Annotated in this window: 11 protein-coding genes; 4 read left to right on the forward strand and 7 right to left on the reverse strand. The window is 72.2% G+C overall.

Translation table 11 applies throughout. The annotated features are described in order from the left end of the window. Positions 1 to 19: 19 nt before the first annotated feature. The gene (locus tag RB614_RS42655) at positions 20 to 1,213 is read right to left on the reverse strand and encodes a mandelate racemase/muconate lactonizing enzyme family protein (RefSeq protein ID WP_308718433.1); all 1,194 of its coding nucleotides are present in this window, start codon (positions 1,211 to 1,213) and stop codon (positions 20 to 22) included. 138 nt (positions 1,214 to 1,351) lie between these two features. Between RB614_RS42655 and RB614_RS42660 the strand changes: the two genes are divergently transcribed. The 4 genes from RB614_RS42660 to RB614_RS42675 are packed head-to-tail and all read left to right on the forward strand — an operon-like array spanning position 1,352 to position 5,655. Further along, positions 1,352 to 3,466, forward strand: a complete 2,115-nt coding sequence (locus tag RB614_RS42660; RefSeq protein WP_308718434.1) for a hypothetical protein — start codon at positions 1,352 to 1,354, stop codon at positions 3,464 to 3,466. Continuing rightward, positions 3,456 to 4,247 carry an SDR family NAD(P)-dependent oxidoreductase gene (locus RB614_RS42665; RefSeq protein WP_308718435.1) on the forward strand — a complete coding sequence of 264 codons (792 nt, stop codon included), beginning with the start codon at positions 3,456 to 3,458 and terminating at the stop codon, positions 4,245 to 4,247. Before RB614_RS42660 ends, RB614_RS42665 begins: the two co-directional genes overlap by 11 nt. After that, on the forward strand, positions 4,244 to 4,969 hold the full coding sequence (locus RB614_RS42670; RefSeq protein ID WP_308718436.1) for an NAD-dependent epimerase/dehydratase family protein: 726 nt from the start codon (positions 4,244 to 4,246) through the stop codon (positions 4,967 to 4,969). The genes RB614_RS42665 and RB614_RS42670 overlap by 4 nt, the downstream gene beginning before the upstream one ends. A 14-nt stretch (positions 4,970 to 4,983) precedes the next feature. Further along, on the forward strand, positions 4,984 to 5,655 hold the full coding sequence (locus RB614_RS42675; protein WP_308718437.1) for an SDR family NAD(P)-dependent oxidoreductase: 672 nt from the start codon (positions 4,984 to 4,986) through the stop codon (positions 5,653 to 5,655). A gap of 9 nt (positions 5,656 to 5,664) precedes the next feature. On the opposite strand, the gene RB614_RS42680 is transcribed toward RB614_RS42675, so the two are convergent. From RB614_RS42680 to RB614_RS42705, 6 genes are all read right to left on the reverse strand, one after another. Further along, the gene (locus tag RB614_RS42680; protein ID WP_308718438.1) at positions 5,665 to 7,086 is read right to left on the reverse strand and encodes a xylulokinase; all 1,422 of its coding nucleotides are present in this window, start codon (positions 7,084 to 7,086) and stop codon (positions 5,665 to 5,667) included. Beyond that, positions 7,079 to 8,011, reverse strand: a complete 933-nt coding sequence (locus tag RB614_RS42685; protein WP_308718439.1) for a phosphotriesterase family protein — start codon at positions 8,009 to 8,011, stop codon at positions 7,079 to 7,081. Before RB614_RS42685 ends, RB614_RS42680 begins: the two co-directional genes overlap by 8 nt. After that, complete coding sequence (locus RB614_RS42690) at positions 8,005 to 9,615, reverse strand: FAD-dependent oxidoreductase (RefSeq protein ID WP_308718440.1); 1,611 nt, start codon at positions 9,613 to 9,615, stop codon at positions 8,005 to 8,007. The genes RB614_RS42685 and RB614_RS42690 overlap by 7 nt, the downstream gene beginning before the upstream one ends. Positions 9,616 to 9,714: 99 nt before the next feature. Continuing rightward, positions 9,715 to 11,442: a glycoside hydrolase family 16 protein gene (locus RB614_RS42695; protein WP_308718441.1), complete on the reverse strand. Its 1,728-nt coding sequence runs from the start codon at positions 11,440 to 11,442 to the stop codon at positions 9,715 to 9,717. Between the two features lie 236 nt (positions 11,443 to 11,678). Next, positions 11,679 to 12,248, reverse strand: coding sequence for an NUDIX domain-containing protein (locus tag RB614_RS42700; protein ID WP_308718442.1), 570 nt, complete (start codon positions 12,246 to 12,248; stop codon positions 11,679 to 11,681). 462 nt (positions 12,249 to 12,710) lie between these two features. Next, a complete protein-coding gene (locus RB614_RS42705) occupies positions 12,711 to 14,132 on the reverse strand; it encodes an NF041680 family putative transposase (protein ID WP_308712986.1) in 1,422 nt (473 codons plus the stop codon). Positions 14,133 to 14,309: the final 177 nt, after the last annotated feature.

A 14,309-nucleotide genomic window follows, 5' to 3' on the forward strand; every position in this document is an offset into this window, starting at 1 on the left:
GGTCACCCTGAGCCGCGGGTCAGACGTCGGCCGGGGTGCTGCGGCGGACCCGCATCAGCGCCTCCGCCTCCGGGCGCAGTGTCACGCCGAGGCCCGGTGCGTCGCCCACGCTCACCATGCCGCCGGCCACCTCGGGCACACCGACTACGAGGTCGGCGTACCAGGTGCGCAGGAACGCCCGCACGGTCTCCTGGATCAGCGCGTTGGGTTGGCTCATCGACAGATGGCAGCAGGCGGCGAACGTGACCGGCCCGGTGCAGTCGTGCGGCGCGATCGCCACGCTGAAGGCGTCGGCGAGCGAGGCTATCTTGCGTGCCTCGGTGAGCCCGCCGGTCCACTGGACGTCGCAGGTGACCACGTCGATGGCGTGCCGCTCCAGCAGGGGCAGGAAACCGCGCCGGCCCACACAGGTCTCCCCCACCGCGATCGGAACGTCCACGTCGGACCGGAGGCCGGCGAGCGCGTCGACGGCGTCCGGCCGGATCGGGTCCTCGACCCAGTAGACGCCGTACGGCGTGACCGCATCGCAGATCTTCGTGGCCGCCCGCCGGCTGAACAGGCCGTGCAGCTCGACCATGATGTCCATCTCCGGTACGGCGTCGCGGATCGCGGCGATCACCGCCACGCCCCGCGCCAGGTCGTCGCGGCTGATGTCGGCGCCGCCGGCGCGCTCGGCCGCCTGGTCGAACGGCCAGACCTTCATCGCCGGGATGCCTTCGCCGTACAGCTCGCGCGCCAGCTCGGCGGGGCGGGTGAGGAACGCGTTGAGGTCGTCGTAGTGTCCCCGGACGTCCAGGCCCCAGTTGCTGCTCTGCTGCAGCGAGGACGCGCTCACGTAACCGCTGCCGGCGCAGGTGTTGTAGATGCCGATCTGCTGTCGTACCGGACCGCCGAGCAGCCGGGCCACCGGCAGACCGGCCCGATGCCCGAGCAGGTCCCACAGGGCCAGGTCGACCGCGCCGCGGGCCCTGGTGTCCACGCCGCCGCCCTGGAAACCGACGTACGGCGCGAGCGACGCGGCGGCCGCCTCCGGCGTGAGGTCGTCGACCGCGAAGAGCGCGGGAGCCAGCGAGGCATGCAGGTACGCCTCCACCGCGTCGGCGTCGTAGAACGACTCCCCGAGGCCGACCAGCCCGTCGTCGGTGTGCACCCGGACGAACACCACGTTGGGCTGGATGTCCTGGCGTAGGGTCTCGATGGCGAGGACCTTCATCAACGGCTCCCTGGTGGGGGTGGATCGAGGGGGGCGGCGTAACTGGACTTACCAGTCCGACCGGTAGGCCTCGCATGTTAGCATGACCGGCACCTCTGGTATGACCGGTCAGCACCCGCTCCTGGGAGGGCCCACACCATGACCCCGCGGATCATCGACCACCGGTACGCGCCCCCCAGCGTGTGGACCGCGATCTGCCACCCCGACGACCCCCACAAGTCGCTCGTCCGCGAGGACGGCGCGCTGATGTACCGGTTCCACGCCGCCGACGGCCGGCCGCAGTGGTGGTTCGGCCGGGTGGTCGAGTTCGGTCTCGCCACCGCGCACCGAGTGGAGCGGGTCGAGCAGCGAACCGTCGACGCGCGCACACCGCATGTGCTGACCACGCTGCACTACCCCACCGCGACGCTGAGCCTGTGCATCTTCGCCCACGGCGGGCCGGGCACGCCGCGGTACGACGTCGTGCTGTGGGAGTTGACCGTCTCCCCCGATGTCGACAGCCTCCTCACCGGCCTGCACATCGACGTCCACGAGGCTGGCATCGCCGAGCGTGACCTGGCCCCTTGGCAGCCGGTGAGCGCGTTTCCCGAGGGCGACACCGGCACCGCGGCGCTGCTGGTGAGCGTGCCGGACCAGCTGGAGTTCGTGGCGTCGCGGGGCTTCCTGCCCGCGCGCGGGATGCGCACCGAGCTCGCCGCCGTACCCGGCGGGAAGCGCCGGCGCGGGGCGATCGTGCTACCGATCGACGGCGCGCCGCTCGACGGTATCGACCTGGAGTGGTGCGAGCGCGCCCGCGCCGAGGAGACCGCGTACTGGGCCGAGGTCTCGGCGGGCTGGCTCCCCATCAGCGTGCCGGACGAGTCGGTCCAGGACATGCTCGACTCCTGCGTCCGCAACATCCTGCAGGCGCGCGAAGAGGTCGACGGACAGCTCGTGTTCCAGGTCGGCAGCGCGGTCTACCGTGGACTGTGGATGGTGGACGGACACTTCCTGCTGGAGGTCGCGCAGTACCTGCACCTGGCCGACGACGCCCGTCGCGGGCTGCAGACCATCCTCGCCTCGGCCAAGCCCAACGGCTATCTCGGCGTCATGGACTACATCGACCTCATCAAGGAGACCGGCGTCGGCATCGCCGCGGTGGTACGGCAGTGGGAGCTGACCGGCGACGACGGCATGCTACGCGACGCCTGGCCGGTGGTCCGGCGGGGCCTGGCGTACATCGAGTCGCTGCGCGAGCAGGCACGCGCCCTGCCGCCCGAGCACAAGGCGTACGCCCTCATGCCTCCGGCGTTCCCGGACGGCGGCTCGAGCGGCGCCCGCCCCGAGCTCACCACCGCACTCTGGACGCTGCACGGCATCCGCGCCGTGCTGACCGCCGCCCGGCACATCGCCCCCGAGGACGTGCCCGCCATCGCGGCACAGTACGACAGCCTCCTCGCCGACCTGCGCCGGGTGGCCGAGCGCGACATGGGCCGGCTGCCCGACGGCACGCCGTACCTGCCGATCGTGCTGCCCGGCGGATCGGCGCACACCCACAACCTCGACGGCGAAGCACCGATCCAACAGCGGATCGTGCCGCAGACCTCGACCTGGGCGCTGGCCCACGCGATCTGGCCCGGCGAGATCTTCACCCCCGACGACGAGATCGTCCGGAACTACCTCGCTCTGCTCGACCGGATCGACGACACCGAGGGCATACCGGAGGGGGCGGGCTTCCTGCCGTACCGTTCACTGTGGACGTACTACGCCTCGTTCGCCGCACACGCCTGGCTGTACGCGGGCCGGCCGGACAAGGCCGTCGACTACCTGTACGACTTCGCCAACCACGCCAGCGCGACCCGGGTGTGGCGGGAGGAGCAGTCGTTCGCCGACCACGGTGAGGGGCAGGTCTTCGGCGAGATGCCGCACAACTGGGCGTCCGCGGAGTTCGTCCGGCTCGTGCGCCACCTGCTCGTCTTCGAGGTCGGCGAGACGCTGCTCCTGCTGCCCGGCGCGCCGCCGGAGTGGCTCGCCGCGGGCGAGATCCGGGTCGACCGCACGCCCACCCGGTTCGGCCCGGTCAGCCTCCTCGTCACCGCCGGCGACCGGACGATCGCGGTGGAGCTGCCGGACGGCCGGGGTCGCCTCGCCGAGTGCCTGCTGCACGTACCGGAAGGGACGTGGACGGTCACGGTCGACGGCACCAAGTACGGCGACACGGTGACCGGACCGGTCACGGTGTCGTTGCCGCGAGGAGACGCCGATGGGGCTTGACGTCGCGGGGCTGCGGGTCCTCATCTCCGGCGGTGCCGGCGCGATCGGCCGGGTCGTGGTGTCCACGCTGGCCCGCCACGGGGCGACGGTCGTGGTCAACGACGTGATACCCGACGCGGCGGCACGCGAACTGCTGCCCGAAGGCACCGGCTACACGCCCGGTGACTGTGCCGACGACGCGGCGGCCGAAGCGCTCCTCGACGCGGCCGAAGCGCTCGCCGGTGGGCCGCTGGACGCGGTCTGCTGCCACGCCGGAATCGCCGACTCGCACCCGGTGACGTCGTTTCCCATCGACTCGTACGACCGCATCATGTCGACGAACGTGCGAGCGGCGTACCTGTTGGCCCGCGCGGCCGGGCGGCGCTGGCGCGAGAGCGGACGGCGCGGACACCTGGTCTTCACCACCTCGTGGGTGCAGGACGTGCCGTGGCCGGAGATCGCGCCGTACAGCGCCAGCAAAGCCGCGCTGCGTTCGCTCATGCGCTCGTTCGCGCGGGAGCTGGCGCCGTACGGTATCCGGGCCAACGCGGTCGCGCCCGGCATCGTTGGCGTCGGCATGGCCCGCCACCAATGGGACACCGATCCCGGGTACCGGGCCAGGGCGGAGCGGGCGATCCCGCTCGGCGAGTTGCAGACGCCGGAGTCGGTCGCGGACGCGTTCCTGTTCCTGCTCAGCCCGATGGCCGCGTACATGACCGGCACCGTGCTCCTCGTCGACGGCGGCGCGAGCCTGTACCCGATGGACGGCGGCGCGGTGGCCGACCCGGACGCGGCGCCGTGACGGTCCTGGTGACCGGCGCGGCCGGTAAGGTCGGACGACTGCTGCTGCCGTCGCTGCGCGAGCGGTACGAGGTGCGGGGCGTCGACCGGCCCGACGGCGACCTCACTGACCCGTCCGTGGCGCTCGCGCTCTGCCGTGACGTGTCCGCGGTCGTACACCTGGCCGGCAACCCGTACCCCGGCGCGCGGTGGCCGGACCTGCGCGACAGCGCCGACATGGTCGCCAACGTGCTCGCCGCCGCCGTGGCCAACGACGTGCCCCAGGTGGTGCTGGCGAGCTCGGGGCACGCCATGGGCGGCTACGTCGACATTGGACGGCTGCCGGTGCGGCCCCAGTGGCCGGCGTACGCCTGCTGCGGGTACGGCGCGCAGAAGGTGCTGGCCGAGTCACTCGGCCGGGTCTACCACGACCAGTACGGCCTGAGCGTGGTCTGCCTGCGCCTCGGCGGCGTACGCGAGGAGCCGCTCGCCACCACCTGGCTGCCCAACTGGCTCAGCCCCGGCGACCTGGGGCGCGTCGTGACCGCAGCGCTGACCGCCGATGTCGGCTACGCCGCCTGCGCCGCGGTCTCCGCCAACACCGGCGGCTGGTGGGATCTCACCAACGAGATCGGGTACGAGCCGGTCGACGACTCGGCGCCCTGGACCGACCGCGTACGGGACGACACGCCGCCGCCGGGTGGGCCGGCGCGGCCGCGGTGGGGCCTGCTGCACCGCAGTTAGTGGGAGGTGAGGGCGTGCGCGCCTGGGTCGCTGGATCGAGCGGTGGTATCGGCGCCGCCTGCGTGGCCGGGCTGACCGGCGCCGGGTGGGAGGTGGTCGGCACCGATCTGCCCACTGTGGACATCACCCGCCCTGGCGTGGCCGAGGCGGCCGCCCCGGACGGCCCGCTGCGGGGGGCGGTGCACGCGATCGGCATGAGCGGTCGCCGGTTGGGCGACGGCCCGCTCTCCGCGTGCACGGACGAGGCGTGGGAGACCCTGCTGCGGGTCAATCTCAGCTCGGCGTTCTGGTTTCTGCGCGCTGCCCTCGCCCGCTGCGAACCCGGCGCATCGATCGTCCTCGTCGGCTCGGTCCTCGCCAGCTCGCTGGATCCGAGCTTCCTCACGGTCGCCTACCGGGTGTCGAAGGCGGCGCTGGTACCCCTGGTGGAGGCCGCCGCGTACGAGGCCGCGCCACGCCGGATCCGCGTCAACCTCGTCGCACCGGCGCTCGTCGACACCCCGATGGCCGCCCGTGCCAGCACCGACCCGCAGATCCGCGGCCGGCTCGACGCGCTCATGCCGCTCTCCGGCGCGCCCAGCGGCGCCTCGACGGTCGCCGACGCGGTCTGCTGGCTGCTCGGCACCGGATCGGCGCACACCACCGGGACCGTGGTACGCGTCGACGCCGGCTGGTCGCTGCGCTGACGGTCCGCCCTACCGCCGGAGAGCGCGGTCGGTGGCGTAGAAGGCGGAGAGGCGGGCGCGGCGCTCCCGGTGGGCGCCGGCGGCGGCCGGATCGGGGTCGCGGCGGTCTCGGACGCGGCGGTGGGCGCGGGCGAGCGCGGCGATCTCCTCCTCGGTCTCGGCCAGGGCGAGGATGGCGTCGCCGAGCGCGGCGCCCTCCTCGTCCACCGACTCCACCGCCACGCCAGCGGCGTCGGCGACGGCCTGCATCCAGAACGCCGACCGGGACGGCTTGCCGGTGGCCGACAGGACGGTCGCCGGGTTGCCCGCCTCGGCGACTACGGCGAGGTTGTCGGCGATCGCTGCGGCGGTGCCGTCCACAATGGCCCGGGTCAGCTCGGCCCGGCCGGTCGCCAGCGACAGGCCGGCGAAGACGGCGCGCGCGTGCGGGTCGTTCACCGGGTGCAGCTCCCCCGCCAGGTACGGCAGGAACAGCGCCTCGCCGGGGCGGGTCCGGGCCGCCTCGTCGAGCAGCTCGCCGACCGGACGGCCGGTGACCGACGACCACCAGACCAGCGCTCCCCCGCCGCCGGTCATCGAGCCGGACATGATGTCAACCTTGTCGCAGACGTGTGGGTAGCTGAGCAGGCGGCTGTCGTTCGACGCGCCGCGAGGCGTACCGACGCCGACGACGGCCGCGGTGCCGAGGCTGAGGAAAGCGTCGCCGGGCGAGGTGACGCCGGCCGCGAGCGCGGCGCTCGGGGCGTCCTCCCCGCCCGCGACGACGACGGTACCGGGCGGCAGGCCCAGATCCGCCCGGGCCGCGCCGACCGCGGTTGTCGCGGCGACAATCTCGGGGAGGAGTCCACAGTCGACGCCGGCGGCCCGGCACACGGGTGCGGACCAGTCGCGTGCCGGCCGGTCGAAGAGGTCGGAGATGCCGGCGTCGCTGGCGGACTGCACCCGCCGGCCGGTGAGCCAGGTCAGCAGCGAGCCGGCCGCCGAGGTGACGGTCGCCGTACCGGCCAGCGAGTCCGGCTCGTGCTGGCGGATCCAGGCGAGCTTGCTGGCCACGTTCCACGCCCCGATCGCGTTTCCGCTCGCGGCGAGGATCTCCGCGTGTAGCCGGGGGTCGAGCGTGACCGAGGCGGCGCGGCTGTCGAGGTGGATCAGCGCCGGGCGCACCGGCTGGCCGGACGCGTCGAGCAGGACGAGCGCCGCACCCTGTGCCGACACCGCGATCGCCGTGACCCCCGAGCGGTCGAGCTGGGACAGGGCGTCGGCCGCCGCGGACCACCAGGCGCGCGGGTCCTGCTCGGCCCAGCCCGGTGCCGGGGTGTCCACATCGTAAGGCGCGCCGGCCCGGGCGAGCACGCCCCGCTCCGGGTCGAAGAGGACGGCGGTGACCGAGCTGGTGCCGACGTCGAGGCCGATCGCGAGCCCGTCACGCATGGCCGTACGCCCGGCGCGGGTTTTCCACCATGATGGCCTCGACCTCGGACGGGCCGAGCCCGTGCGCGGCGAGCTTGGGCACCACGGTCCGGAAGAGGTGGGCCAGGCCGGGGCCGCCGCCGTAGTTCTCCCAGTACTGCCGGCGGGCGAGGTCCTGTCCCAGCACGACCCGGTCGCCGTGGCCGCGCTCGACGACGCCGCGGGTCAGCTCCACCGCCACCTCGTCGGGGCGGCGGTCGAGGCGTCCCAGCCAGTCCAGGCAGACGGTGGCGCCGCGGGCGCAGGCCTCGGCGAGCTGGTCGGCGTCGCAGTGCCGGTCCATGTGGGAAAGGATCACGCGCTCCGGGGCGACGCCGTGCCGTTCCAGCACGTCGAGCTGGTGCAGCGCGGCCGGGAAGCTGTCGGTGTGGGTGATGACGGGCAGGCCGGTCTCCGCCGCCGCGAGGCCGACCGCGACGAGGAGCTTCGCCTCGACCGGGGTGGGTACGTCGCCGGTGGTGGCCACCTTGACGACGCCCGGCCGGGTGCGCGAACGGCCGATCCCGTCGGTCCACTCGGCGACGACGATCTCGGCGATACGGTCGGTGTCGTACCGGCGTACCCAGTGGTCGGCGGGATAGTAGCGGGCGCGGTGGAAGCCGGTGCTGGCGATGACGACGGTCCCGGTCCGGCGCGCGACGGCGGTCAACCCGTCGACGTCGCGCCCCACGCCGATCGGCATGCAGTCGACGACCACCCGGCCGCCGGCCTCGCGCATGGCGGTGGTCTCGCGGACCGCGGCCTCCACGTCGTCGAGGAGGAAGTCCGGCTCCAGCTCGACCGGGAGTCCACGTTGGATGAACAGGTGGCCGTGGCAGTCGGTGGGCCCCCAGTCGGCGGGGTCGACCGGCCCGAGCACCGACGTGACCGTGCCCGGGCTCACCATCGGGTCCCCTCGGGCCAGCGGAGCTGGAAGCCGTCGGCGGTCAGCCGCTCCTGGAACGCCTCGGGCCGCGCCTGCACCTGGTGCGGGGTAGCGCCGGTGGCGAGGCAGTGGGCGGCCAGTGCGCCGGCCGCCTCGCCGCAGGCCCACTCCACGGGGTGCATCCGGTAGCAGCCGTTGGTGACGTGGGTGGTGCCGATGTTCTTCGCCGCCGCGAGGAGGTTTGTCACCCGCACCGGGAGCAGGGCGCCGAGCGGTATCTCGAACGGCTGCGGCAGGCCGCCGGAGACGATGCCGCCCCGGGTGGTGGTGTGACGGTCGATCCAGTAGTAGTGCCCCACGCCGACCGAGTCGGGGTAGCGCCGGGCGTCCCGGTCGCCGAGGATCGCGATGGAGACGTCCTGCTCGACGATGGTGGTCACGGCCCGGATCCGGCGCGACTCCCGCACGTACGGGATCTTCGCCAGCCCGTCGGCGGTGCCGGTGACGTCTGGGCAGAGGCGCAGGCCGGGCCAGCCGGTGCCGCCGTCGGGGCGGGGTGCCTCGGTCTGCAGCCAGTACAGCAGTGAGAGGCTGAGCTGCCGGGCCTGCTCCTGGTGGAACGCGGCGTCCGGGGTGCCGAAGATCGGGCCGCCGGTGTAGTCGTTCATCGGCCAGTTGACGACCGTGATGTCGCTGTCGTACGTGCCGGGTTGGAGCTGCCGGCGGCACCGCACCCGGCGGTACGTCCAGAGCTCCAGCGAGTGCGGCAGGTTGCGGTGGTCCGCGTCGATCGCCCGCGGGTCGTCGTCGGGGTTGACCACTAGCTGGTACGGGCGCGGCGGGATGTCCGCCTCGGCCGGGCCGAGGTAGTCGAGGATCGGGCGCCCCTGCCAGGCTGGCGGCCGCCAGGCGCGGAAGTGGTCGTACGCCGTGGGCCGGTCGATGGTGTGGTCCTCACCCTCGCGGTGTTCGATGGCGAAGCACCAGGTGGCGCTCTGCATGTCGAGCGGGTCGGCCGTGTCGGCGGCGCTCGGCTCGCCGGTCTCCGCCCGGGACTCCTTGCCGCTGACATGCTCGATGCCGCCGAGGTCGAGCAGGTCGCCGAACTCGGTGGCGTCGAGCACGTACCGGGCGTGCACGGTCACCTCGCCACCGTCTCGTGTGGACAGGAGCGTCACCGCGTCTATCCGGTCGCCGGTCGTGTGTACGGCCACCGGCGTGTGCTCGGTCAGCAGCCGCAGCCGCCCGTCGGCCCGGTACGGCGCGAGCAGCTCGTCGATGACGGCGAGCGCCGCCCGCGGCTCGGCGCAGAGCGGGCTGGCCCAGCCGGCACCGGGGTTGAGCCGCGGGTCGTCGCGGGCCGCGTCGGTGAGCGGAAGGTTCTTCCGGTACCAGTCCCGGATCGCCTCCCGGAAACGGCGGTAGGCGCGCGACGCGCCGGTGTGCTCGATCCGGCGGTGGTCGTCGGGCGGACACAGCGCGGCGGTGAGCTGGCCGCCGAGCCAGTCGGTCGGCTCGGTCAGCACGGCGCTCGCCCCGTTGCGCAGCGCCGCGAGGGCCGCCGCGACTCCGCCCATGCCACCGCCGACGACGAGCACCTGGGTCTGGGTCTCCTGCACTTGCACCGCTTCCCTACTTCTGTCCCCTGTGGACATTGCGTGTGGGCCGGGCGGCCGCGCCGCCGCGAGGCGACACGGCCAACCCGGCCGGTTGGTGGTTTGCTGTCAGTCGAACACGCGGACGTAGTCGACGTACATGTCGGCCTTGTTGTCCTGGTAGCTGAGGTCGATCGGGAAGCCGCTGCCCATGGCGAGGTCGACCATGAAGAACATGTCGCCGTGCGCCGGTGCGGGCGTGGGCATCCGCCACACCTCGACGTTGTCCAGGTAGTAGATGACGTCGGTCGAGGTGACCTTGACGCCGTAGAGGTGCCACGCGTTGCCGCTGTCGCCGAACCCGTACGACGTGAGCACGTGGCTCTGGTGGAAGTCCGGGTTGCAGCGCCAGCAGTGCACAGCCCGGCTCGACCGCTTCATGTTGGTCGACTGGGCGTGCAGCTCCACGGCGTCCAGCTCGGCGCTGGGCACCAGTCCTTCGGTGACCCTGTTCTTGCCGATGACCCAGAACGCGGGCCACGGGCCGTAGCCGCCCGGCGCCTTTATCCGGGCCTCGAAATAGCCGTACGTAGTGGCGAAGCCGGTGCCGTCGGTACGCAGCGACGAGAGCATGCCGCCGACGTACGTCCGACCCCAGCCCTTCGGGTCGGGGAAGCCCGGCGCGGCCTTGTGTCCGCGGATCCGCAGGTACTCGTTTTCCAGGATCGCGAAGGGGTTCTCCGACGAGCTCTGCTCCGCGAAGATGGCGTCACCGAACTCGGCACCGGTCGGGTCGTACGGCCCGGTCGAGGCGTAGGTGGCGCCGGCGCCCGTGCGCGAGGTCGACAGCGGGCCGCTGAAGTCCTCCAGGTACGCGACGCTCATGCCGGCCGCCTGCGGCGGCGCCGCCGGAACACCCTCGTTCCAGGACACGCCGACGTCGTTGTAGAGCGACCAGTAGACGTGGTCTTCCTTCGTGTAGTTGGGGTTGCCGGCCGGTGAGTCCCAGGCGCTGACCTGGAGGTTGGTCGGGCCGTGCGGGTATTGGGAGGCGGGGAAGGTGCACTGGGTGAGGCCGGTCACCGGGTCGGGCGGCAGGATGGCGAACCAGCTGTCGTAGCCGTTCGGCGACGAGTTGTTCGCGTCCGGCTGGTGCCAGGCGCGGCAGGCGAGGTTCTGCATGCCGGGGGCGTAGATGGTGATCACGGTGTTGCCGGTGACCGTGGACCCGTACGCCGGGGAGACGACGCAGATCCGGTACTGGGTGCACGTGCCCGGCGGGGGCGAGGTGGGCGGGGGTGTGGTGGGCGTGGCCGTGGTGGGCGACGGGCTCGGGCCGCTGCCGCCGTAGACCTCGAACTCGGCGAGGCCGACGTTGGCGGTGGTGGACTTGACACTGTCCACCGTGAGCTGCACCCAGGTGACCGTCTTGGCCGCGAACGAGACCGTCGTCCCGCTGGAGGCGTTGTTGACCAGGGCGCCGACCGGCAGCGACGACCCGTCGCTGAAGGTGAGCGTGCCGGAGGTCACCTGGTCGGCGGTGTTGGGGCGGTCGAAGAGGACGACACTGGTGACGCTCTGCGCGGACGACCAGGTGAGCCGCGCCCACGCGCCGACCTTCTGGCCGTTGCTGGCCCATTCCTTGCTGGCGTCGGCCGGGTAGCCGGCAACGACGCCGTCCTTGATGGCGTTGACCGAGTAGCCGGAGTAGGTGCTGCTGGCCGTAGCGGTGGCGGATGCGGCGATGTTCGTGTCCGCCCACGCGGGCAGCACGGTCACGGAGACCGCCGCGACCACGGCGACCGTGCCCGCGGCGGTGGCGACCAGCGCCGCCCGGATGGGTCTGAGTACCTTCACAAGCTTCCTCCGAGGTCATGTGGGTACTGGAATCAGGTGCTCCGGACACTCCTTCCAGCGAGAGGTGGAGCATCTGGTATGACCAGTCTGACTGGACGGCCAACAGTATCGTCCGTGTTACGCGCCGGAGTCAATGGCGAGACGAAACCGGCGACGACACCGCGCAAGGGCAGGCAAAAGCGACACGCCGAGATCGTGAGATGTGCCGTGCGATCAGCGGCCGAGGCCGCGAACCGTCAGGAGGCGCGGAGGCGGCGCCATGCGGCGAGGAGGCCCACCGCGTGGACCCCGTTGGTGATCTCTCCGCGATCCATCATGGACATGACCTCGTCGAGCGGTATGCGGTGCAGCGTCATCGTCGCCTCTTCGAAGACCCGCTCGTACGCGAACTCCGGGCCGACCGGCGACAGATCGCGGGCGAGGAAGATCCGGATCTTCTCGTCGGCGATCCCCGGCGTGGTATAGATCGTGATGAGCAGCTCCCAGCGCGCGGCGGTCAGACCAGCCTCCTCCGCGAGCTCCCGGGCGGCGGCCGCCGACGGATCCTCGCCCGGGACGTCGAGCAGCCCCGCCGGCACCTCCCACAGCACCTCCCGCACAGGGTGGCGGTACTGCCGCAGCATCACGACCCGCTCCTCGTCGTCGATGGCGACGACGCAGACCGCCCCCATGTGGCGCAGGTAGTCGCGCACGGCGCTGGTGCCGTCCGGCATCCTCACGGTGTCGGTCACCACGCTGAAGAGCGCGCCCTGGAAGTGCTCCCTCGTCCCGGTCACCCGGTACGGCGCCTGCGTGTCGCTGCTCAACGGAGACCCGCCGCTACGCGTGCGCTCGATCCCATGTTCGACCTTCCCGCGATCGTGGCGGATGACGCCCGTGACGAGACGGGATGATCTCCTGGTCCCCCTCGGTTCGTCAAGGACCCCGGTCACCCAAACGACTGCGGCACACCCCGCACAACAAGATCGAGTGACTGGTCCGCCGGGGCGGTTCGCGGCATCCTCACCATGCCCGTGTGCGCCTGCCGGGAAGGGAGGCCGGGGTGCGAACCCCGGGCCACCCGACCCTGGGCCACACCCCGACCGGCACCCGAGCTCGGGTGTCCTGCGACCCGACCCAGCCACTGGCCACCCATGAGCCAGCGATCAGCACTGGCACACCCGCGGCGATCGCCGCCTGCGCACAACGCAGCCGCCGCACCCCCACCAAGATCACATTCTGGGGCCGTCACCGCGAGGCCATCGAACGGTGCCGCCTAAGCTTGTTCTTTAACCTTTGCGCTGGTTGTGCGCGGTGATGGTCAGGTCGCGTTTGACGGTTTTGCCGACGTCGTGGCGGGGTGTGGGGCGTCGGTTTCGTGAGCCGGGCGGGCGTCCGGGTCCGGGTTTGCCGGGTTTCGGTGCGCTGGCTGGCAGGGCGGTGTTCGGGCGGATGTTCCGAAACCCGCGGCGGACGCGGGCTGGGGTGAGTCGGCCCGGCAGCGCGGGTCGTTCCCAGGGGCGGCGTAGGTCCGCTGCGAGGGGTCGGGCCAGCCGCAGTTGGGTGTGCGCGACGATGATCAGCCAGGTCCAGCGGTCCGCGGCTTGTGGGGTGCGTAGTTTCGGGCGGGTCCAGCCGAGGGTTTGTTTGAACAGGCGGAAGGTGTGTTCCAGGTCGAATCGGCGTAGGAAGGACTGCCACCAGCGGTCGATGTCGGCGGCGGTGGCACCGGTGGCGGAGCACCACAGCCACAGTGGTTTGGGGTCGCGGTCGCCGGGCAGATGCTCGACCTGGAGGCGGATCAGGGTGCCTTCGATGACGGGTAGGTCGCCGTGGTGGTCGATCCAGCAGGTGCGGCGGGTCAGGCGTGGGTGCAGCCGGTCCCAGCCGGCCGCGGTTGCGGTGCCGTACCGGCTGGTGGCAGTGGTCGTCTGGTGTTGCGGTGTCGGCCAGGTGGCCGGGGTGTCCAGCCGGAACTCGGGCCCGTGCTTGGGTGGCCTACCCGTGGTGCCCGCCGGCCGGGCCGGTTTGGGCAGGCGCAGCACCCGGTCGGCGCGGAGCCGGCCGAGCAACTGGACGGGCAGGTCGGTCAGCACATGGGCGAGCCGGGCGGTGTCGTAGCCGGTATCGGCGACGATCAGAATCTCGGGGTCACCCTGGCGCCAGTGCCCCGCCTCGATGAGCCGGTTCACCACGTCGCGGAGTTGGTCGGCGGTGACTGCGGTGGCGTCATCGGCCGGGCCGAGCCGTTGCGCGTCCAGGATCGCGGTCCATGAGGTGCGGCCGGACTCCAGCGCGGCCACGAACGAGTACGGCCAGCCAGGGATCATCTGCGCCTGGCCCTTGGCCCGGCCGTAGACGTGGCAGAACAGCCGATCCGGCGAGGTCACCGCTTCCGGCCGTAGCCAGTTACTGACATCGACCGCCAACACGATCCGGGCATCGGCGGTGCGTGGCAGCGGCAGACCGGCCAGCGTCACACGCAGCCGGGCGATGTCGATATCGCCCCAGTTCAGGCCGTCGTACAGGGCACCGTGACCGCGGCGATGCTCGGCGGTCAGTGACAACTCGGCCAGGCTGGTCACCGGCCCGTCAGCGCACAGCACTGCGTCGGTCAACTCGAACAACGCGTCCGTCCTCGCCGTCAAGCACCGGTAGTAGTCGCGGCGGAACGCCGCCAAACGTGCCGCCGGCGCCAACGCTGCGGGCAGCGGCGTTGCGGGCGTGTCGGGCAACACCAGACCACCGAGGTAGTCCACAATCGTGGCCACGGCCACCATCCGTTCTTCGTGTCCTGCCAGGGAACCGAAGGATCATCGGACGGTGGCCGTTCCACGTCGAGCATCGACACGCCGACGTCTACAAAGGACAGCAGTCACCACCGACGG

The organism is Phytohabitans maris, assembly GCF_031085175.1.
Classification (GTDB): domain Bacteria; phylum Actinomycetota; class Actinomycetes; order Mycobacteriales; family Micromonosporaceae; genus Phytohabitans; species Phytohabitans maris.

What these genes read in the sequence shown, in the direction of transcription:
- RB614_RS42655 (WP_308718433.1), bottom strand. Translation starts at nt 1,213, where the DNA reads ATGAAGGTCCTCGCCATCGAGACCCTACGCCAGGACATCCAGCCCAAC.
- RB614_RS42660 (WP_308718434.1), top strand. Translation starts at nt 1,352, where the DNA reads ATGACCCCGCGGATCATCGACCACCGGTACGCGCCCCCCAGCGTGTGG.
- RB614_RS42665 (WP_308718435.1), top strand. Translation starts at nt 3,456, where the DNA reads ATGGGGCTTGACGTCGCGGGGCTGCGGGTCCTCATCTCCGGCGGTGCC.
- RB614_RS42680 (WP_308718438.1), bottom strand. Translation starts at nt 7,086, where the DNA reads ATGCGTGACGGGCTCGCGATCGGCCTCGACGTCGGCACCAGCTCGGTC.
- RB614_RS42685 (WP_308718439.1), bottom strand. Translation starts at nt 8,011, where the DNA reads ATGGTGAGCCCGGGCACGGTCACGTCGGTGCTCGGGCCGGTCGACCCC.